The 20,130-nt window shown below is 65.8% G+C and carries 17 protein-coding genes; 5 read left to right on the top strand and 12 right to left on the bottom strand.

The window, feature by feature from the left end:
• The first annotated feature begins 94 nt into the window (after positions 1-94).
• Complete coding sequence (locus ACUJ46_RS00675) at positions 95-1,324, top strand: amidohydrolase family protein (RefSeq protein ID WP_445388534.1); 1,230 nt, start codon at positions 95-97, stop codon at positions 1,322-1,324.
• 80 nt (positions 1,325-1,404) lie between these two features.
• On the opposite strand, the gene ACUJ46_RS00670 is transcribed toward ACUJ46_RS00675, so the two are convergent.
• The 8 genes from ACUJ46_RS00670 to ACUJ46_RS00635 all read right to left on the bottom strand — a co-directional run bounded on the left by ACUJ46_RS00670 (position 1,405) and on the right by ACUJ46_RS00635 (position 12,648).
• The gene (locus ACUJ46_RS00670; RefSeq protein ID WP_445388533.1) at positions 1,405-2,673 is read right to left on the bottom strand and encodes a spinster family MFS transporter; all 1,269 of its coding nucleotides are present in this window, start codon (positions 2,671-2,673) and stop codon (positions 1,405-1,407) included.
• Positions 2,674-2,798: 125 nt separating this feature from the next.
• Positions 2,799-5,168, bottom strand: coding sequence for a TonB-dependent receptor (locus ACUJ46_RS00665; RefSeq protein ID WP_445388532.1), 2,370 nt, complete (start codon positions 5,166-5,168; stop codon positions 2,799-2,801).
• A 218-nt stretch (positions 5,169-5,386) separates the two neighbouring features.
• Positions 5,387-7,768: a TonB-dependent receptor gene (locus ACUJ46_RS00660; RefSeq protein WP_445388531.1), complete on the bottom strand. Its 2,382-nt coding sequence runs from the start codon at positions 7,766-7,768 to the stop codon at positions 5,387-5,389.
• Positions 7,769-7,859: 91 nt separating this feature from the next.
• Positions 7,860-8,882, bottom strand: coding sequence for a DUF2889 domain-containing protein (locus ACUJ46_RS00655; RefSeq protein WP_445388530.1), 1,023 nt, complete (start codon positions 8,880-8,882; stop codon positions 7,860-7,862).
• Positions 8,883-8,888: 6 nt separating this feature from the next.
• Positions 8,889-9,704, bottom strand: coding sequence for an SDR family NAD(P)-dependent oxidoreductase (locus tag ACUJ46_RS00650; RefSeq protein WP_445388529.1), 816 nt, complete (start codon positions 9,702-9,704; stop codon positions 8,889-8,891).
• Positions 9,701-11,224, bottom strand: a complete 1,524-nt coding sequence (locus ACUJ46_RS00645; protein WP_445388528.1) for a class I adenylate-forming enzyme family protein — start codon at positions 11,222-11,224, stop codon at positions 9,701-9,703. The genes ACUJ46_RS00650 and ACUJ46_RS00645 overlap by 4 nt, the downstream gene beginning before the upstream one ends.
• Positions 11,224-12,000, bottom strand: a complete 777-nt coding sequence (locus ACUJ46_RS00640) for an SDR family NAD(P)-dependent oxidoreductase (protein ID WP_445388527.1) — start codon at positions 11,998-12,000, stop codon at positions 11,224-11,226. Before ACUJ46_RS00640 ends, ACUJ46_RS00645 begins: the two co-directional genes overlap by 1 nt.
• A 66-nt stretch (positions 12,001-12,066) precedes the next feature.
• Positions 12,067-12,648, bottom strand: a complete 582-nt coding sequence (locus ACUJ46_RS00635; RefSeq protein WP_445388526.1) for a TetR family transcriptional regulator — start codon at positions 12,646-12,648, stop codon at positions 12,067-12,069.
• A 68-nt stretch (positions 12,649-12,716) separates the two neighbouring features.
• On the opposite strand from ACUJ46_RS00635, the gene ACUJ46_RS00630 reads away from it, so the two are divergent.
• From ACUJ46_RS00630 to ACUJ46_RS00620, 3 genes are all read left to right on the top strand, one after another.
• Positions 12,717-13,913: a cytochrome P450 gene (locus ACUJ46_RS00630; RefSeq protein WP_445388525.1), complete on the top strand. Its 1,197-nt coding sequence runs from the start codon at positions 12,717-12,719 to the stop codon at positions 13,911-13,913.
• A 93-nt stretch (positions 13,914-14,006) separates the two neighbouring features.
• Complete coding sequence (locus ACUJ46_RS00625) at positions 14,007-15,482, top strand: aldehyde dehydrogenase family protein (RefSeq protein WP_445388524.1); 1,476 nt, start codon at positions 14,007-14,009, stop codon at positions 15,480-15,482.
• A gap of 11 nt (positions 15,483-15,493) precedes the next feature.
• Positions 15,494-16,282 (top strand): SDR family oxidoreductase, encoded by a 789-nt coding sequence (locus tag ACUJ46_RS00620; protein ID WP_445388523.1) that lies wholly within the window; start codon positions 15,494-15,496, stop codon positions 16,280-16,282.
• 95 nt (positions 16,283-16,377) lie between these two features.
• Here the strand turns inward: ACUJ46_RS00620 and ACUJ46_RS00615 are convergent, their stop codons facing one another.
• The 3 genes from ACUJ46_RS00615 to ACUJ46_RS00605 are packed head-to-tail and all read right to left on the bottom strand — an operon-like array spanning position 16,378 to position 18,451.
• Positions 16,378-16,575 carry a rubredoxin gene (locus ACUJ46_RS00615; protein ID WP_445388522.1) on the bottom strand — a complete coding sequence of 66 codons (198 nt, stop codon included), beginning with the start codon at positions 16,573-16,575 and terminating at the stop codon, positions 16,378-16,380.
• Complete coding sequence (locus ACUJ46_RS00610) at positions 16,572-17,801, bottom strand: cytochrome P450 (RefSeq protein WP_445388521.1); 1,230 nt, start codon at positions 17,799-17,801, stop codon at positions 16,572-16,574. The genes ACUJ46_RS00615 and ACUJ46_RS00610 overlap by 4 nt, the downstream gene beginning before the upstream one ends.
• On the bottom strand, positions 17,798-18,451 hold the full coding sequence (locus ACUJ46_RS00605; protein WP_445388520.1) for a TetR/AcrR family transcriptional regulator: 654 nt from the start codon (positions 18,449-18,451) through the stop codon (positions 17,798-17,800). Before ACUJ46_RS00605 ends, ACUJ46_RS00610 begins: the two co-directional genes overlap by 4 nt.
• Positions 18,452-18,602: 151 nt before the next feature.
• Between ACUJ46_RS00605 and ACUJ46_RS00600 the strand changes: the two genes are divergently transcribed.
• Complete coding sequence (locus tag ACUJ46_RS00600; RefSeq protein WP_445388519.1) at positions 18,603-19,433, top strand: coniferyl-alcohol dehydrogenase; 831 nt, start codon at positions 18,603-18,605, stop codon at positions 19,431-19,433.
• 3 nt (positions 19,434-19,436) lie between these two features.
• On the opposite strand, the gene ACUJ46_RS00595 is transcribed toward ACUJ46_RS00600, so the two are convergent.
• Positions 19,437-20,129, bottom strand: coding sequence for a TetR family transcriptional regulator (locus tag ACUJ46_RS00595; protein ID WP_445388518.1), 693 nt, complete (start codon positions 20,127-20,129; stop codon positions 19,437-19,439).
• Position 20,130: the final 1 nt, after the last annotated feature.

Genomic DNA, 20,130 nt, shown 5'->3' with positions numbered 1-20,130 from the left:
TGTTTTTGATTCTGGTCAAACAATAGAGATAGCTTTTTATGCATTCTTCTCTCCATGGCCTGCACGACTCGCAGGCTTCGGGAGAGAGGAAGCCATGACCGACAACAAGCGCCCCTTCGTGTTCAGTTGCGATGCCCATGTCGCCGAGCCGCCGGATCTCTTCCTGAAAGCCATGCCGGCGCATCTGAAGCCTTACGTCATCCACAGCGAAGCCGATGGCGATGTGCGCATCACCCGCATCGGCGAACAGGTCGTGCTGAAGATCAACACCAATTTCCACCAGCACAAGACCGGCACCGGCGACGCGGAGTTCAACGCCCAGTCGAACACAGGCGCATCCGAAGACCGCGCCTGCACCGACGCGAAGGAGAATTTCGTCTCCGACTGCGCGGTGGACACCAAGCGCCGCGGCGCGCGTGACCTCGACCTGCGGCTGGCTGACATGGACCGCGACGGGGTCGATGCCGAGCTGGTCTTTCCCTCGCTCGGGCTGATGCTTCCCCGCATCGCTGACCGCGAAGGCCAGCGCGAAGCCTGCCGCATCTACAATGACTGGGTGTGGGATTATACCGCCCCCGTCCGCGACCGGCTGATCCCGGCGGCGATGATCCCCTGCATCGATTTCGAGGACGCGCTGGCGGAATGCAGGCGCGCCGCCGGAAAGGGCTTTGCCGCCTTCTGCCTGTGGGAAGGCCTCAACAATTACAATGACCCGCGCTGGGATCCGATCTTCGCCTTCGCGGGCGAGATGGGCATCCCCCTCGTCTTTCACACAGGCGTCGGCGACATCAACATACGGGCGCTGAAAGGCCCGGGCGGCGCGCTCTATAACTACACCCGCCAGATGAACGATGCGGTGGACGTGATCACCCAACTCGTGGCCGGCGGCGTTCTCGACCGCAACCCCAATGCGCACATCCTCTTTGCCGAACACAGCGCCGGCTGGCTCTGGGGCCTCGCCGAGCGGATGGACGAAGTCTACAACGGCCATGCGCCCTCGATCAGCCCAAAGCTCTCGCGGTTGCCAAGTCAGATCGTGCGCGACCAGGTGCATTGCGCCCTGCAGAATGACGGCAATTCCTCGATGGCGATCCGCAAGGGCGTCGGCATCGGCGCGCTGCTCTTCGCCACCGATTACCCCCATGCGGAAGGCACCTTCCCCTTCTCGCGGCAAGTGGTCGACAGGATGGCGGCGGACAACCCGGACGTCACCACCGATGAAATGGTGGCGGTGCTGGGCGGCAATGCCGCCCGGCTATTCAGCCGCGCCAACCTCGCGCCCAAGGTCGAGGCCCGCCGCACGGAATTGCTGGCCGCAGCCTGACGCCCGGCTTCCCCGCTTTCTCCCGCACTGCCCCGCCGGTCTTCCCCCCCGGCGGGGCGGTTTTTTTCAGCCGTTCCTGCTCAGCCCTTTTCCGGCAGCGGCTTGGCGGTGCGCCCGGCCATGATGGCCGCCACCGCCCCGATCAGCAGCGCGAAGGAAACGGTGGCCAGCGCCGGCTGGAGGGAATTGCTGCCGTGGCTGGCCGCGAACATCTGGCTCAGGAAGCCGGCGATGGTGCCGCCAAGCCCGACGCCTGCGAGGCTCATGATCATGGTGATGCTGGCCGACATGGTCGCCCGCATCGTCACCGGCACCTGCGAGAAGCAGAGGTTCATGATCGGCCCGAGATGCAGGGTCATCATGAACTTGACGACGACGAAACAGGCCAGCGCCACATAAGGGTCTGGCGAAAGCGCGAAACCCAGACCGAAGGGAAAGGCCGCAAGCAGCCCCAGCCCGGCAAACCAGCCGTTGAAGCGCGGGTTCGCCTTGCCGTAGCGGTCGCTCACCCAGCCGGCCAGAAGATTGCCGATCACGAGGCCCGCCGCCATGGCGCCACCCAGCCAGAAACCGGTTTCCGCCTTGCTCATGCCATGCACGCGCTGAAAGAAGGATGCCCCCCAGAGGATCAGGGCAAAGCCGGTAAGCGGCACGGTGGAGAGCATCAGCGCCACCCAGCGCAGCGACACATTGCCCGCCATGGTCCTGAGTGCCTCCCCCATGGGGACGGGCGTCGCGGCCGGCACGGCCCCGCCAGGGCCGGAGCCGCGCGCGCGGCGCGGCTCGGCGATGACCAGCCAGACGATGACGCCCAGCGCGATCCCCGGCAGGCCGAGGATCAGGAACACCTGCCGCCAGTCAAAGAACTGCGAAAGCCAGCCGCCGAGTGCAAGGCCGGCCGAAAGACCGACGGCATTGGCGGCCAGCATGGTGGAAATCACCATGGTGCGCCGCTCGACGGGGAAGATTTCCGTCAGCAGCGAATTGGAAGCAGGCCCCGCCCCGGCCTCGCCCGATGCAAGGCCGATGCGGGCCAGCACCATCTGCCAGAAATTCTGCGCCAGCCCGCAAAGCGCCGTCGCCGCGCTCCAGACAATGACGCAGACGGCAATCGTCAGGCGCCTGTCACCCCGGTCGGCGTAGCGGGCGATGGGGAAGGCCGCGAAGGTGTAGAAAAGGGCAAAGGACATGCCCGTCAGCAGCCCGAGTTGCCCGTCCGTCAGGCCAAGCTCGGCCTTGATGTCATCCTGGAACAGCGTGAAGATCTGCCGGTCGATGTAGCTGACGACTGCAACCAGCGCCAGAAGGCCCAGCGTCAGATTGCGCCGCGCCTGTGTCACCATGCCCATGTCATCCCTCCCTCAAGAAAGAAGGGGGAAGGCCTCGCGGCCTCCCCCCCTCCATTTCATCCGCCACCCATGGGCCAGGTTCTTCCTCCCCATTCGGGGCGCCCGGCATCAGGTTGCGGCATCACTCAGAACTTCGCCGAAACGGTCAGGCCGTAGGTCGCCGGATCGTTCCATGCGGAACCCACATAGTTCAGTCCGCCGACATAGAGGCTCATCAGCGGACGCCGCGTGTCGAGGATGTTCCGGCCCCAGACCGCAATTTCGTAATTTTCGTCCGGCCCGAAGGCCAGCGCGAGGCGGGCGTTGGCAATGCCATGCGCCTTGACGGTCGTGGCCTTCAGCAGCGCCTCGGCCTGGGCCTGGGTGAAGCCCCCGCCGCCGACTTCGCTGAGCGGACGCGTGTAGCGTTCCAGCGTGTTGTAATCCTGGTCGATGTCACCCTGCCAGGCATAGCTGGCGTTCAGCTTCACCGTGCCGAAACCGACGTAGCCGGTATAGTTGGCGCCAACCACGAACTGTTCCTTGGCGATGCTGACGAAGCGGGCGTCCCGCTTGTCGTCGGGCACCAGCACGCCACCGATGACGCCAAAGCCGTCATATTTGGTGTAGTTCATGTCGATCAGCGAGCCGCTGGCGAACAGGTCGAGGCCCGGGGCAACACGGATGTTGAGGTCCGCTTCCACGCCCCAGTTTTCGGCGTCGGCATTTTCCAGCACGGTCTGGCTTGTGCCGCCCACGGCCAGGATGACCGAACGCTGCGCATCCTTCACCTTGTTGTGGAAGCCGGCGATGTTGAAGCGGACCTTGTTGTTCCACAGGCTGGTCTTCAGGCCGATTTCCTGCTCGTTCACGATCTCGGGCGCGGCCGGTGCCGTGTCGTTCAGCGTGAGGGAGCGAAGCTGCTGGGCGCCGGCGCGATAGCCGCGGCTCTGCTTGGCATAGACCATCACGTCCTCGCTGATCTTGTAGTCGAGGCCGATGGTGTAGGAGAGGTTGTTCCAGCTGTCCTTGCGGCTGCGTTCGCAACCGGTGGAAACCGGAACAGAAGCCGGCGAACAGGCGACCAGCGGGCCGTCATAGCCCATCACGGCGCCATTGAAGACGGTAATGGCCTTGTCGTCGATGGAATAGCGCAGGCCACCCGTCACCCGCAGCGCATCCGTCACGTCATAGCTGGCCTGAGCATAGGCGCCGATGGAATCATTGTCGATGTCGCCCAGGAAGCGGGACCAGACAGCGCCGCCGAAATTGTTCGTCCGCGACTGGTCGGTGCCGTTCTCGGCCATGTAGGTGATGCCGGCCGCATAGGCGAGCCTGTCGTCCAGCGCCGCGCCGGTCAGCTGCAGTTCTGTCGAGAACTGCTTCAGGTCCTGCGTGCCGGCCGTGATGTGCAGCGGGATCGCGAAACCGTCGAGATCGACGATATTGTCACCCTTCACCCGGCGATGGCCGGTGATCCACATCAGCTGGCCGAAGTCGGTTTCCAGCTCGAACTTCGCCATGTAGGTCTGGGTCTTGATGTCGTTGAACAGACCCTTTTCCGGCGCGCCCGGGTGGGCGGCGGGCGGCGTGATGGCCACGCTGTCCGGCTTGCCGGCAAAGGCCGCCAGATTGGCGTCGGCGTCGGCCTGCAGGAAAGCGACGCCCGCCTGTGCTTCGGGGCTCGGCCCGAAGAGGAACGGGTTCAGGAACAGCGCCTGGCCCTGACGCGCCGGGCCTTCCATCTTGCCGTCATACCATTCACCCGAAAGCGTCACGGTCAGCGCCTCGGCCGGCTTCCACGCCAGCTTCACACGGGCGTTCAGCGTTTCGGTGCCCTGATATTTCCGGCCCGTGTTGATGTCGCGGGCGAAGCTGTCGCGTTCGCCATAGGAAACCGCGCCGCGGATCGCGACCGTGTCGGACAGGCCGAGGTTGAGGACACCCGTGGTGTTCCACTCGTTGAAGCGGCCATAGGTCGCCTTCACGCTGCCGGAAATCTCGTCGAACACCGGGCTTCCGGTGCGGATGACGAGCGCGCCGGCCGAAGTGTTGCGGCCGAACAGCGTGCCCTGCGGGCCCTTCAGCACCTGCACGTCGGCGACATCGAGCATGTCGACATTGAGGCCGTAGGAACGGGCGACATAGACATCATCGATGTAGGTGCCGACAGACGGCTCGAGCGAGGCGATGATGTCGTTCTGCACCTGGCCGCGCATGCCGAGGCTCATGGCGGCGGGGTTGCTGCTGCCGCTGCGGACGGTGAAGCCCGGCGTGAATTTGGCGATTTCGCCGACCTGGCGGATGCCCTGGGTTTCCAGCTGGTCGCCGGAGAAGGCGGTAATGGTGACGGGCGTGTCCTGCAGGTCGGTTGCCTGCTTGGTCACGCCGATGACGATGATGGCGTCATGCACTTCTTCCGCCTGCGCGAGCGCGGCGCTGCCCGAAGTTGCAATCGCAAAGGTAGCAACGCCGCCCAGAATACGGGCGACGCCGCGCGAAGTCGCGCGATACATGATTTCAACTCTCCTCATTGATGGCGGAAGCGTCCGCCCTCGGCGGTGAGTTGTCTAACTAGGTCACCCAGGATGCACAAGACATGCTGGTCCGTTATTCAGGGGGCCATGACATTTTTGCAACAGCAGAAAGGGGGAGAGGCCTTTCGGGCCTCCCCCCCTTTCCTTTTCAGCCATGCCGGGCAACCCGCACGGGCTGACCGGCCTGACCGGGGAGATCAGAACCTCGCGGAGATGGTCACGCCATAGGTCGCCGGGTCGTTCCACGAGGTGCCGACATAGTTCAGGCCGTTCAGGAACAGCGTGTAATTGGGGCGGCGCACATTGAACACGTTACGGCCCCAGATGGCGATCTCGTAATTTTCCTCGGGCCCGAAGGCGAGGCCAAGGCGGGCGTTGGCAATGCCATGCGCCTTGGTCGTGGTCACGTCGAGCAGCGTTTCGGCCTGCGCCTGGGTGAAGCCGAGACCACCGGCCTCGGTCAGCGGGCGGGTGTAGCGCTCGATGGTGTTGCCATCCTGATTGATGTCGCTCTGCCAGGAGTAGGTGACATTGGCCTTCAGCGTGCCGAAGCCCACATTCCCCTCGTAGTTCATGCCGACGAGGAACTGTTTTTCGGCAATGGCGCCAATGCGGGCATCCGTCTTGTCTTCAGGCACCAGCACGCCATTCAGCACCGAGAAGCCATCATATTTTGTGTGCTTGCTGTCGACCAGCGAGCCGCTGGCGAACAGGTTGAGGCCCGGCGCCACGCGGATGTTGACATCCGCTTCCACGCCCCAGTTTTCCATGTCGGCGTTTTCGAGCACGGTCTGGCTGACCCCGCCCACGGCCAGGATGACCGAACGCTGCGCATCGGCCACGGTGTTGTGGAAGCCGGCGATGTTGAACTGGACCCGGTTGTCCCAGGTGCTGGTCTTGAGGCCAATTTCCTGCTCGTTCACGATTTCCGGCTCAGCCGGTGCGGAATCCTCCAGCGTCAGCGAGCGGAGCTGCTGCGCGCCGGCACGGAAGCCGCGGCTCTGCTTGGCATAGACCATCACGTCATCGGTGATCTTGTAGTCTAGACCGATGGTGTAGGAGAGGTTGTTCCAGCTGTCCTTGCGGCTGCGGGCGCAGTCGTTGGCAACCGATACGCTTGCCGGGCTGCAGGAAACGAGCGGGCCATCATAGCCCATCACATTGCCGTTGTAGACGGTGATGCCCTTGTCGTCGATGGAGTAGCGGACACCGCCGGTGACCCTCAGTGCCTCGGTGATGTTGTAGCTGGCCTGGACATAGGCGCCGATCGAATCATTGTCGATTTCGCCCAGGAAGCGGGACCAGACCGGGTTGCTCAGGATGTTCGTCCGCGACTGGTCGGTGCCGCTTTCCGTCAGGTAGGTGACGCCGGCCGCATAGGACAGCCTGTCATCCATCGCCGCGCCGGTCAGCTGCAGTTCGGTCGAGAACTGCTTCAGGTCCTGCGTGCCGGCCGTCATGTGAATCGGCAGGACGAAGCCATCGAGATCGATGATGTTGTCGGATTTCACCCGGCGGTAGCCGGTGATCCACTTCAGCTGGCCGAAGTCGGTCTCCAGCTCGGCCCGGGCGATGTAGGTCTGGGTCGTGGTGTCGTTGAACAGGCCCTTTTCCGGCGCGCCGGGGTGGGCGGCTGGCTGCGAGATGGACAGGAGGTCCGGATTGCCGGCGAAGGCTGCGAGCTGGGCATCGGCAATGCCCTGCAGGGCCGCGACCTGCGCCTGCGCTTCGGGGCTGGGCCCGAACAGGAACGGGTTCAGGAACAGGGCCAGACCCTGCCTTGGCGGACCTTCCACCTTGCCATCATACCATTCACCCGAAAGCGTCACGGTCAGCGTGTCGGATGGCTTCCAGGCCAGCTTCACGCGGGCGTTCAGCGTCTCGGTGCCCTGATATTTGCGGCCGGTGATGATGTCCGTCGCGAAGCTGTCGCGCTCGCCATAGGAAACCGCGCCGCGGATCGCGACCGTATCCGACAGGCCGAGGTTGATGATGCCCGTGGTGTTCCACTCGTTGAAACGGCCATAGGTCGCCTTCACGCTGCCGGAAATCTCGTCGAACACGGGATCGTTGGTGCGGATGACGAGCGCGCCGGCCGAAGTGTTGCGGCCGAAGAGCGTGCCCTGCGGGCCTTTCAGCACCTGTACATCGCTGATGTCGAGCATGTCGACATTGAGGCCATAGGAACGGGCGACATAGACATCATCGATATAGGTGCCGACAGACGGCTCGAGCGAGGCGATGTTGTCGCCCTGCACCTGGCCGCGCATGGCGAGGATGATGGCCGTGGGGTTGTTGCCGGCGCCGCGGATGTTGAAGCCCGGCGTGAAATTGGCAATTTCGCCCACCTGGCGCACGCCCTGGGTTTCCAGCTGGTCACCGGAAAGAGCGGTGATGGCGATCGGCGTTTCCTGCAGCAGGGTGGCCTGCTTGGTCACGCCGATGACGACGATGGCATCCTGCACCTGTTCGCCCTGGGCGGTCTGGGCGAATGCCGCGCCGCCCGATAGAGCCATGGCCGTGAAAGCGACGCCACCCAGCATGCGGGCAACGACACGAGAAGTCGCGCATTTGGTCATCAGATTGTCCTCCCTCCGGGCAGTTGGCCGCCTCGTGCTACTTGTATAACTATGTGCACCAAGACAAACAAGACAGGTCAGTCAAAACTCGTCAGCCATGGTTTTCCGGCAACAGACGTGCCAGTAGCGGCACGTCTGCCAGGCCGCGCAACACGTCGTTCAGGTGCGTGCAGCCCATGGCCGAGGCCAGGGCTTCCGGCACAAGCGACCGGAAATCCTCGACTTTCGATCCGATCATCCTTGTCGCCCTGACAGCGGCGCCCGGGCATTCGCGATAGGGCAGGATCAGCGGCAGGGCCTGCAGCGCCACGAGGATTCCGGTTGCTGCGTCGATTTCGGCATGGACCCGATATTCATGAACGGCCGTTCGGCCGCCATCGGGGTTGCTGCCGCTGTCCTGGAAGCCGGCATCGACCTTGATCAGACCCCCTTCGCGCCAGAGATCGATTCGCCGTGCCCGCCGCTTCTGCGGCCCCTGCTGGAACGGCATGGGGTGCCAGCCCAGCGGGTCGTCGGGATGCTCCAGCGGGCCGACTTCGGCGCTGGATTGCCCCACCGTATCGGGGGCGCCGTCCGGCAGAAGCGAGCTCGCCCCGGCCGCGAAGCCGGTGCAGATGTCCGCCATGCTGCTGCCCCGCCCCCCGGCGCTGGCGCTGGCGGCCTGCGCATTGGCCGCCCGTGTCGCCCAGTCATCCGTCCAGCGGCTCCAGATCCAGCCCGCCACGAGGCTGGCGCCGGCAAAATCGTCGAGCAGCTGGTAGAGCGGCGTGCCGGCCACATCCCCCAGTTTTTCGGCAAGCGTGGCCCGGCTGGCGCCGCCGGCGCGAACGCCGACCAGTTGCTGCAGGTGCGGGTGGTCCGGCTCGGCGCTGATGGCAAGGATTTCACGCCGCGGCGAGGCAAGGATGCGGAACTGGCCGGTTGCCAGCACATCGGGCGGCGCATCACCGAAGGGCGTCAGGAAATCGCGCGCCCGGCCCTGCATGACCCATGGCTCACCCTGCCCGTCCGGCCAGTGGCTATCGATCGAGGTGGTGCGCCTTATGGAGCCGGGGCGCCTGAGGGGTGCATGGCCGGCCCCCTGCCGCGCCAGGGGAAATTGTTGCGGCATCATCGGCCCTCAGCCCTCCACCTGCGCCCGCAGGCGATCGCGCAAGATATCCCCCCGCCCGCCGCTGCCCGGCGCCAGCGAAGCGCCGCCATCCATCACCAGGCTCGCACCGGTGACATAGCCGGCAGCGGGCGACGCGAAGAACAGGCAGGCATGGGCGATATCCGCCGGCGTTCCGGCGCGGCCGGCAGGCACGGTCGCGCCATAGGCGGCCAGCCCCTCTTCCCCCAGCACCCGGCGCGCATTGTCGGTGGCGATCAGGCCCGGCTGGATGGCGTTGACGGTGATTCCGTCGCCCACCACGTCGATGGCGGCGCCGCGCACAAACGCCAGAAGCGCCGCCTTGGCCATGCCATAGGCCGTCATGCCCGGAACGACGCTGACAGTCCCATTGACAGAGCCGATGGCGATGAAACGCCCGCCACCGGGCGCTCTGGCCATGTGCGGCCGCGCGGCGTCGAGCAGCCACCAGGCGGCCTTGGCGATGCTGGCAAGGCCGGTTTCCAGCTTTTCGTCGCTGACAGACCCAAGGCCGCCGTGCGGGATATCCGCCGCGCAGTGGATCAGCACGTCGACGCCGCCATAGGCCTCGACCGTGGCGGCGATCAGGGCCGTGCAGTCGGCATGCCGCGTCACGTCGCATTCCACCGCCCTTGCCACGCCGCCGGCGGCGCGGATGGCGGCGACCGCCTCTTCGGCGGGGGCAAGCGTCCGCGCGCCCAGCATGACCCTGGCGCCCGCGCGTGCGAAGGTTTCGGCAATGCCCCGGCCCAGGCCGCGGCCGGCCCCGGTCACGACGACGCGCACATCCTGAAATTCACTCAAGCGGCATCCTCCCGGAAAAGCGCGCGCAGGCCGGGCGCGGATGGCTTCATCGAAGGGGTGCGCGGAAAATCCGCCACGAAACGGATGTGGACCGGCACCTGATAGGCGATCAGCCGCTGCTTCAGAAAGGCCTTCAGCGCCTCGATGTCGGGCGCTTCGGCCCCTTCGCGCAGGATGATGGCCGCCGCCGGAACCGCCCCCAGCCGCGCATCGTCCACGCCGACCACCGCCGCCTCGCGGATTGCGGGATGCTGGTGCAGGGCCGCCACCACATCATCGGGGTGGATCTTGAAACCACCGCGGATGATCGCATTGTCGGCCCGGCCGCGAATGAACAGGAAGCCATCGGAATCCAGCACCGCCCGGTCGGTCGTGCGCAGCCACTGCGAGCCTTGCAGACGATAGGCGTCGCCAAGCTGGTCACCCTTCAGTTCGAGCACACCCTCCTCGCCATGGGGGCGCTCGATTCCGGTTTCCGGATCGACCACGCGCGCCGCCACATTGGCGTGCACCCGCCCGGCCGCGCCGCGCTTTTCCGCCCAGTGGGCACGGAAATCGTCGAGCGACCAGCCGGCGATGGCGCCTGCGAACTCGGTGGCGCCATAGTTGGAGAGGATCGGAATGTCGTAGCGGGCCAGAAAGGCGTCGACCAGTTCCGGCGCAAGAGGGGCCGTGCCGCTGATGATCGCCGTCAGGCTCGAAAGATCGGCCGGGTCCACATCGGCTTCCAGCAGCATCCGCACCGCCGAAGGCACCGCGCCCGCCACCTTCGGCCGGTTGCGACGGACGGCATCGACCCAGCCGGCCACGCTGAACTTTTCCATCAGGCAGATCTTGCGCCCGGCCATCAAGGCCCCGATCAGGCCATAGATGCCGCCGATGTGGGTCAGCGGGTTGTTGACCATGGTGACGCCCGAGCGCAGCTGCGGCCTGTCGGCATAGTCGCGCTTGCGCTCATATTTCGTGAAACCGGCAAAGCTGGCGTCGAAGGCGGCGCGCGTCAGCGGCACGCGCTTGGGCGTGCCGGTGGTGCCGCTCGTCAGCATTTCGATGGCGACACCGGGCGAGGTGGCCGGCGGACCCTTCGGCTGCTCGTGCCCCGGCAGCAGGCGCGCGCCCTCCAGCCGTGCGCCTATGACGATCGCGGCGCTGCCCGATGCCGCCAGCGCATCCGCCATGCCGGGCCGGGCGATGTCGCCCTCGTCTGCAATCACCACCGGCAGGCCCAGGCCCCTGATGTCGTCGAACAGCCTGTCGTCGGGCAGCATCGGGTTCAGCGTCACGAGGCAGCGATCGGTCGCCAGAACCGCAAGGATCACCGCGACATGGCCGGGCCGGTTGCGCAGCATGACGCCCACGCGCGCCTCGGGCGCCAGGCCCATGGCTTCGAGCGCCGTCTCGATCGCGCCGACCACGGCTGACAGTTCGCCCCAGCTGTAGTCGCGTCCCTCGAATTCGATTTCCGCCCTCGCCGGGTCCACCGCCATGATCGCGCGCAACTTTTCAGTAATCAGAGCCATCAGAGCGCCACGCCACCCGCTGCTTCTATGACATTGCCCGTAACCCAGCCGGCTTCGTCGCGGCACAGCATCATCACCGCCCCGGCGATGTCGTCCGGCCGGCCCATCCTTCCCATCGGCGTCATGCGCGCGGTATTCTCGTCAAAGCCCTTGCGCGCCCGCAACGCGGCGATGAAATCGGTGTCCACGGCGCCTGGCGCCACCAGATTGCAGGTGATGCCCCGCTTCGCCACGTCCACGGCCGTGGAAAAGGTCAGGCTCTGCAGCGCCCGCTTGCTCATGGCGTAACCGGCGGCGAAGGGCTGGGCGACCTTGCCGGAAATCGAGCCGATGTTGATTATCCGCCCGCCATCCCTGAGCCGGTCAAGAGCCGCCTGCGTAACGAGATAGGGGCCACGGGCGTTGACGGCCATCATTCGGTCGAACAGTTCGGCTGAACCGGCTTTCAGGCTGGCATCCTGCCCCTCGCTGCCGACACCGGCATTGTTGACGAGGATGTCGAGTGACCGGGCGCCTTTGTCCGCGCCACCGAACGCCGCATCGCAGGCCGCGAACATCGTGGCGATGCCATCCGGGGTGGATACGTCAGCCCGAACGGCGACCGCCCTGCCGCCGGCATCGGCGATCTCGGCGACAAGCGCGTCCGCCTCCCCCTGGGCGGCGCGCCATGAAAAGACGACATGCGCCCCTTCCCCGGCCAGCCGCCGCACGATTGCTGCCCCGATGCCGCGCGATCCGCCGGTCACGAGGGCGGTCCTGTTGTCAAGCCATCCCATGGCGGGATTGTGCAGAGATATGTTACCTAGTGCAATAACTGTTTCGAAGGCCGGCTGAGCAGGCGCTCAATCGATCAGCGCCTGAAAGGTCGCGACCAGCCAGGCCCGCGTCTCGGTGCTCATCGCCGTGTCCAGTTCGGGCAGGGGGTAAAGCTCGCGATAGACGGTGAGGCCTGACGCGATCACGGAAAAGCAGGCCGCCTTTTCAGCACCACGCGCATCACCATACCAGCGGGCCAGCGGCTCCAGGAACAGGGCGGCAAGCAGCCGCCCGGTGATGGCCCGCGCCGTCGGGTCGGCGCTGGCCAGCATCATCATCGGCAGGGGGTTGCGTTGCCGGCCGGCCTCGGCCGTCAGCAGCCGCACCACGCCCTCTCCGAAGCGCGCGCGCGGCAGGCCGGTGACGACATCCGCGTTCAGAAGCTCGGCAAGGGCTGCTTCATAGAGCTTCTCCTTCGAGCCGAAATAGCGGCTGACGAGCGCCGGGTTGACGCCCGCCATGGCGGTGATGTCGCGGATTCCGGCAGCGGCATAGCCTTTCGTCGAAAAGGCTTCCTGGGCGGCCGCCAGGATCGCGGCGCGCGTGCGCTCGGCGTTGCGTTGCGTGCGCTCGGCGCTGCGTGCGGGTCGTGGGTCCGAATCTGCCATTGACTAAGCTTGTAATCATCCGTTTACTTATGGACAACCAATCCCGGGAGTGTTGGGGAAATGATTCGATGACGTCTGCCACGCAGGATCGGCCGCGCGCGCCGGTCTACGAGTTCGATTTCTATCTTGAGCCCGCCATCGCACAGGATGTGCACAAGGCCTATTGGGATCTGAAGGAAAAGGCGCCGCCGGTCTTCTGGACCACGGCCAACGGCGGCCACTGGGTGGTCACCACGGCCGACGCGGCGATCGAGGTGCTGCGCCACCCGGACCGTTTCTCCAGCAAGTTTCTGTCCATTCCGCCCAACCCCAACCAGCCTAAGATGATCCCGGAATCGCTCGATCCGCCCGAGCACCGGCCCTATCGGCAGCTTCTGCGCCCCTATTTCGAAAGCAAGGCGATCCGCCCGCTGGAGCCGCGCATCCGCGAATGGGCCGAGCGGCTGATCGACGCCGTGATCGAGGATGGCGAATGCGAATTCGTCGATGCGCTGGGATCGCGCTTCCCGGTTTCGGTGTTCATGGAAATGTTCGGCTTCCCGCTGGACCAGTTCGACACCTTCCGGAACATCGTGGTCGAATATTTCGATGCCCAGGTCGACCAGCAGCGCCGCGAGGCGCTGACCATGCAGATCCTCGGCTCCATCATCCAGCTGATCGAGACGCGCCGGGCCGAGCCGCAGGACGACCTGATCTCGACCCTTCTTCAAACCGATTTCGAAGGCCGCAAGCTGACTCAGGAGGAGCTGATCTCGATCGCCTTCCTGATGTTCCTGGCTGGCCTCGACACGGTGGTGAACGCCCTCAGCTTCGGCATGCGCCACCTCGCGCAGGATGATGCGCTGCGCACGCGCATGATCGAGGACCCCGCCGCCATTCCCGCAATCGTCGAGGAACTGATGCGGCGCTACACCTTCGTTTCGGTGCCGCGCTACATCACGCAGGATACCGAGATCGCCGGCGTCACGGTCTATGCGGGCGATTCCGTCCTCGTGCCGCTCCACATGGTGGGCTGGGACGAAAAGCTGACCAGCTGCCCGGCCGAAGTGCGGCTCGACCGGCCGCACTGCCGGCACGCCGGCTTCGGTTCCGGGGTGCACACCTGCCTCGGCATCCACCTCGCCCGCATGGAAATGGCGATCTTCTACGAACTCTGGGCGCGCAAGATCGGCCACTTCCACCTTGTCGAGAACCAGCCGCTGCGATTCCGCGGCGGTTCGGTCCAGGCGCTCGAAGCGCTCCGGATCGCGTGGGACAGGAAGTAGCACAGGAAACAGCAAGGCCGCATTGACGCGCGCCGGGCGCCGACGCCCGCGCGCACCATCCGAACAGCACAGAATTTGCCGGAGAATCACGAGATGAACGACAGGGTTCCCACAGTCCACCTCCATATAGGCCATGAGAAGCGCACCAGCGGCTCGGGTGGAACCCGCACGCATGTGCACCCCGTCAGCGGCGAGGCGCTGGCCGAAATCCCGCTGGCCGGCCCGGCGGAAGTCGAGGCCGCCGTCGCCAGGGCCGAAGCCGCCCGCGATGGCTGGCGCCGCACCTCGCCGGAAGCGCGCGGCGCGATCCTCTACAGGCTGTCCGAACTGCTGATGGAAAAGCAGGCCGAATTCGCCCGCATGGCAGCGCTTGATGGCGGCACACCGCTGATGCAGGGCGAGCGTGGCGTGGAAACGGCCGCAAGCTGGACCCGCTATTACGCCGGCTGGTGCGACAAGCTCACCGGCGACCTGATGAGCACCTTCGACACGCGCGGCGAGTTTTCCTACTCGGTGCCGGAACCGATCGGCATCGTCGGCATCATCAACACCTGGAACGGCCCGCTGATCGGCATGGGCATGAAGGTCAGCCCGGCGCTGGCGGCCGGCAATTGCGTGATCCTGAAGCCCGCCGAAATCACCCCCTTCGCGCCGGAGCTGTTTGCCGAATGCGCGAAGGAAGCCGGCATCCCCGACGGTGTCCTGTCCGTCCTGCCCGGCACCGGCGCGGCGGGCGAGGCGATTGTCCGCCACCCGCGCGTGCGCAAGATCAGCTTCACCGGCGGCCCGATCACGGCACGCAAGATCCTCGAGGCCGCGGCCGCGCAGATCAAGCCGAGCGTGATGGAACTGGGCGGCAAGTCGGCCAGCCTCGTCTTCCCCGACTGCGACATCGATGCGGCCGCCGAACGGGCTGTCTTCTGGACCATCGGCATCCTTGCAGGCCAGGGCTGCGCCCTTCCCACCCGCCAGCTGGTCCATGCCGACATCTATGATGAATTCGTCGCGAAAATGGTCGAGATCGCCAAGCTGTTCAAAGTTGGCGATCCGATGGAACCGGGCGTGATGGTCGGCCCGGTGATCAGCGCGGCAGCTGTCGAGCGCATCACCGGCATGTTCGACCGCGCCACGGCCGACAATGCCTGCAAGTTCCTGCTGGGCGGCAAGCGCGCCGGCGGCGACCTCGCCAAGGGCAATTTCATCGAGCCGACGATCATGGTGGATGTGAACCCCGATCATGAAATCGCCCAGGTCGAGATCTTCGGCCCGGCGGTCGCGGTGATGAAATTCCACACCGAGGACGAGGCCGTGGCCATCGCCAACAACAGCGAATATGGCCTCGCCGCCTATATCCAGTCCAACGACATCCAGCGTGTCCACCGCATTGCCGAGCGGCTGCATGCCGGCGGCGTCTATGTGAACGGCGGCCTCCAGATCAATTCGCACACGCCCTTCGGCGGGGTCGGCATTTCCGGCTTCGGCAAGGAAGGCGGCAAGGCCGGGATCGACGAATTCCTGCACTACAAGACCGTAACCATCGGGGTCGGCGCGCCGATCTTCCCCAAGTAAGGACAGCAGGCATGGCCGATTTCAACAACGACAGCTTCCGGCTCGACGGCAAGGTGGCGATCGTCACCGGCGCCGGCGGGCGCGGCAATTCCATCGGGCGGGCCTATGCGGTCGCGCTTGCCAACGCCGGCGCCAGCGTCGTCGTCGCCGATCTGAACGGCGATGGCGCAAAGGCGGTTGCCGACGAGATCGTGGCGGCCGGCGGCAAGGCGATTGCCGCCCAGGTGGACATCACCGACACCGCCTCCGTCGAGGCGATGGCGGCTTCTGCCAAGGCGCAGTTCGGCGGCATCGACATCCTCGTCAACAACGCCGCCCTGATGGTGGAAATCGTCGACAAGCCGCTGATGCAGACTGACCGCGCCCGCTTCGACAAGGGCATGGCCGTGAACGTCTGGGGCGCGATCAACTGTGCGCAGGTGGTTGCCCCCTTCATGGCCGAACGCGGCGGCGGCGCCATCGTCAACCAGGTGTCCGCCGGGGCCTATCCGGCGCAATCCTATTATGGCGTCACCAAGATCGCGCTGCACGGGGCGACCACCACGCTGGCGACCGAACTGGGCAGGCAGGGCATCCGCGTGAACGCCATTGGCCCGGGCATGACCAAGACCGATGCCGGCCTTGCGCTGACCCCGGATGACAGCCCGCTGGTGCAGGCGCTTTCCGGAAAGACGCCGATCCAGCTTCGCGACACGCCCGATGCCCTGTGTGGCGCGCTGCTGCTGCTGGTCAGCGATGCCGGTCGCTGGATGACGGGCCAGGTGCTGAACATCGACGGCGGCTGGGTGATGCGGAACTGACCGCGCGCCAGCCAGTCCCGGCAAGACATGCGAAGGGGCGGCGCGGGACTATCCGCGCCGCCCCTTTCACATGCGGGCGATGACAGGGGTGGCTGTCAGTCGTCTTCCTCCAGCGCGAAATCGGCCTTGCCGGAGGCGCATTCGGGGCACACCCAATCCTCGGGCACATCCTCCCACAGCGTGCCCGGCGGGATTCCGTCCTCGGGGCTTCCCAACGCCTCGTCATAGACATGGCCGCAGAAGAAGCAGACGTAACGGCGTGATCCGGGCGTTCGTGTTGCGGGCGCGCTCATTTCACGTCCCACACCAGTTCGAGGCTGGTGATGGTGGCGACGGACCGCGCGCTCACCTTCGGGCTGCTGCCCGGCCGGATCGCGAAATCCGGGATCCGCTTCAGCCATTCCTCGAGGAAGATGCGAAGCTCGGTGCGGGCCAACATGGAGCCGACGCAACGATGCACGCCGCCGCCGAAGGTGGAATTGGCGCCGGGCTTGTCGCGGTTGAAGTCGACCCGCAGCGGCTCGGCGAACTTGTGCTCGTCCAGGCCGTCCATCGGGGTCGGCACCATCACCATGTCCCCGGCCTTCATCATCACGCCGCCCATGGCGACATCGGCCCGAACCTCGCGCGCGAGGATGGCGATGGGGAAACGGCGCAGCAGCTCCTCGTTGGCGTTGGAAATGAGATCGGGGTTCTCGACCAGCTGGCGGCGATGTTCGGGGTGGGTCGCCAGGAACTGGGCATAGAAGCCGAGCGTCGAGGCAACGGTGTCGAGGCCGCCCAGCAGCAGCAGCATCACCATGCCGGTCAGCGTGAAATCATCGATCGGCTTGCCATCGACTTCGGCCGTCGCGATCCTGCTGATCAGGTCGTCGCCGGGATTGGCGCGCCGCTCCATCACCTTGCCGACGCCATAGGCCATGAGCTTGCCGCCGGCCTCGTTGCGCTCGGCCTCGGTCTCGCCGCGCATCACGGTTTCGGAAACACTGGTCAGATAGGGCCGGTCTTCCGCCGGCAGGCCGACGATTTCCATGAAGATTGCGATCGGCAGATGCTGGGCGAACTGGCTTATGAACTCGCAGTGGCCATCCGCCCTGAACCCCTCGATCAGCTCGATCGACAGCGCACGCGCACGTTCGCCCAGCTTGCCGACGGCCTTGGGTGACAGGGCCTGCTGCAGCAGGGCGCGATAGGGCGCATGGGCTGGCGGATCGAGCTGGAGCGGCACCAGCGGCGGGCGTCCGGCGACGTCCTCATCCGTCACCACGATCCGCCGTGACGAGAAATGCTCCGTGTCCGCCAGAACCTTGGCGACATCGGCATGGGTCTTCACGATCCAGTGGCCGCCGTTGCGCGGGGTCCAGAGCACATCGGCGGGGTTCGACAGGAAGATGTCCCGCATGGAGCGCTGATATTCCAGCCCCTCGATCGGGAAAGCGTAGAGATCGAAATCGATGACACGATCTTCGGGCACATGGGCGGGCCTTCCGGCTGGCGGCGATGCAGTCTGGCTGGTCATGAATGTTGCTCCTCTCCTGGCCGCGACGCCCCATCCGGCGGCACCGGCCCTGCTCCCAGAAGTTCGACGATGATGGAAACCATGCGCGCGCCCGGCGACTGGCCCGGATCGCCAAGGCCGAGCTTTTCTTCAGCGATCAGCTGCTGGCTGAAGGACTGCAGCGCCTTGCCGAGCATGTCGGCCGAGACAAGGCTGCCGCCCGCGCGGGCGATGAAGGCCGCGCCAAGCCGGCGCGTGCTGGCGGCCGTGGCGCGGGCGAAATCCCGGTAGCGTTCCGCGAAGGCCGGGTTGCGCAGCGCCTCTATCTGCAATTCGTTCGAGAACAGGAAATCATCGGCGTTGCGGGCAAAGGCGTCGAAGCGCTCGCGCAGCGCCGGCAGCGCCTGATCGAGGGAGCCTGCTTCATCCAGCAGCGCCTCCCACTGGGCGATTTCATCTTCCTGGTGGCGGCCCAGCAGTTCGAGCAGCAGGTCATGCTTGCCCGCGTAATTGGCATAGAAGGCCCCGCGCGAGAATCCGGCGGTTTCGCTGATCCGGTCTATGGAGGCGGCGGCAATGCCGCGCCGTGCAAATTCGGCACGCGCGGCATGCAGGAGACGTTCCCGCGTGCGGGCCTGGCTTTCCTTGCGATTCGAGCGTTGGATACGCATGTGTATCTGAATACAGGAATGTATTCGGGTCGGCAAGACATGGCCCCGTTTCGCACGATGGCGCGATGCGATGGGGGGCGGATGGCCAGTTTCAGAATTGACACTTAGTCAACCAGGTCGCAGGATGAGAAAAAAGGGGAGATTGAAGGCCATGGGCGCCGACATCCTTGGGTATCGTGGAAAACGCGTTGTCGTGATGGGCTGCCATTCTGGCACCGGCGAAGCCTGCGCGCGTGCGCTGGTTGCGCTCGGCGCCGAAGTGCATGGCGCCGATGTCAGGCCTTCGCCGGTTGCGGGCCTTGCCTCCTTCACCACCGTCGACCTGCTCGATGCGGCCAGCATCGCGGCCGGGTTCGAAGCGATCGGCGGCGAAGCCGACGCTATGTTCAACATCTCGGGCCTGCCGCAGACATTCCCGGCCGAGGATGTCGTCACGGTGAATTTCCTGGGCATGCGCCACTGGACGCAGCTGTGGCTGCCGCGCCTGCGCGAAGGCGCCGGAATCGTCACCGTATCGTCTCTGGGCGGCATGAAGCACCTTGCACGGCAGGATCTGATGCAGGAATTCATGGCCAACCCGGACATTGCATCGGGCCGGGCATGGTATCGGGCGAACGCCGAACGCGCGGGTGACCCCTACACGCTGTCGAAGGAAGCCATCAACAGCTGGACCATGCGCGAAGCCCCGGGCCTGATGGCGCGCGGCATCCGCATCAACAGCACCATGCCAAGCCCCATCGACACGCCGATGCTGAAGGATTTCCGTCAGGTGGCGGGCGATGCCGTGCTTGGCGCCTTCGCCAGGGCCAAGGGCCGCTTCTCGACGCCCGAAGAACAGGCGCTGCCGCTCATCCTTCTGAACAGCGATGCAGCCAGCTTCATTTCCGGGGTGTGCCTGCCGGTCGATGCCGGGCTTTCCGGCGGCCTTGCAACAGGCGTTCTGGACCTGCAGGCGATGATCGCCGAAGCCACCGCTGCCTGATGTTCAGGCGGCTGCGCCCAGCATGGCGGCGATGCTGTGGGCAGCGGCAGCCTTGAGCTGCGCATAGCCCAGGCCATCGCCTTCGGCTGTCATCGGGCCGACAGCCGAAAGCCGCTCCAGCAGCATCAGCAGCGTGCCGGCGCAGGATCGGGGCGCCAGCCCGGCCGGAACCCGGCCCGCCGCCTGCGCCCGGGCCACGGCTGCCGTCAGCGCTTCCATCATCGGGCCGGCCGCCTCCATCCGCGCCTGATAGAAACGCATATCGCCTTCTTCGGCAGCCAGGTTGCGCACGCTGAAAATGGTGCGGTTGCGGTTCCAGAGCGCCGTATAGGCCTCGACGAAATCGGCAGCGGCCACGCCAGCGCCGGGCGCCATCCAGTCACGCGCCAGCATCGCTTCCAGTTCGGGCGATGTCTGCGATGCGCCCTGCAGCGCCGCCAGCACCACTTCGGGCACGTCGCGGAAATAGACATAGAAAGTCGCCGGCGAAGTGCTGGCGGCCCGCGCCACATCCATCACCGACACATCGCGCAGCCCCTTGCTGGCCAGCAGCCCGACCGTCGTGTCGATCAGCAGCCTTCGCGTGCGCTCCCCCTTGGAGCCGATCTTCTGCCCGTAATGATTGTAGCCCGCACGGTTTCCCCGCGTGGTGGAGGCCGGGGGCCGTGTCTTCGGGCTGTCAGGCTGTGCACTCATG

The sequence above is a fragment of the Sandaracinobacteroides sp. A072 genome (assembly GCF_052616365.1).
The sequence above is the reverse complement of the archived record's forward strand: the minus strand, read 5'-3'. Positions and strand labels throughout refer to the sequence as shown.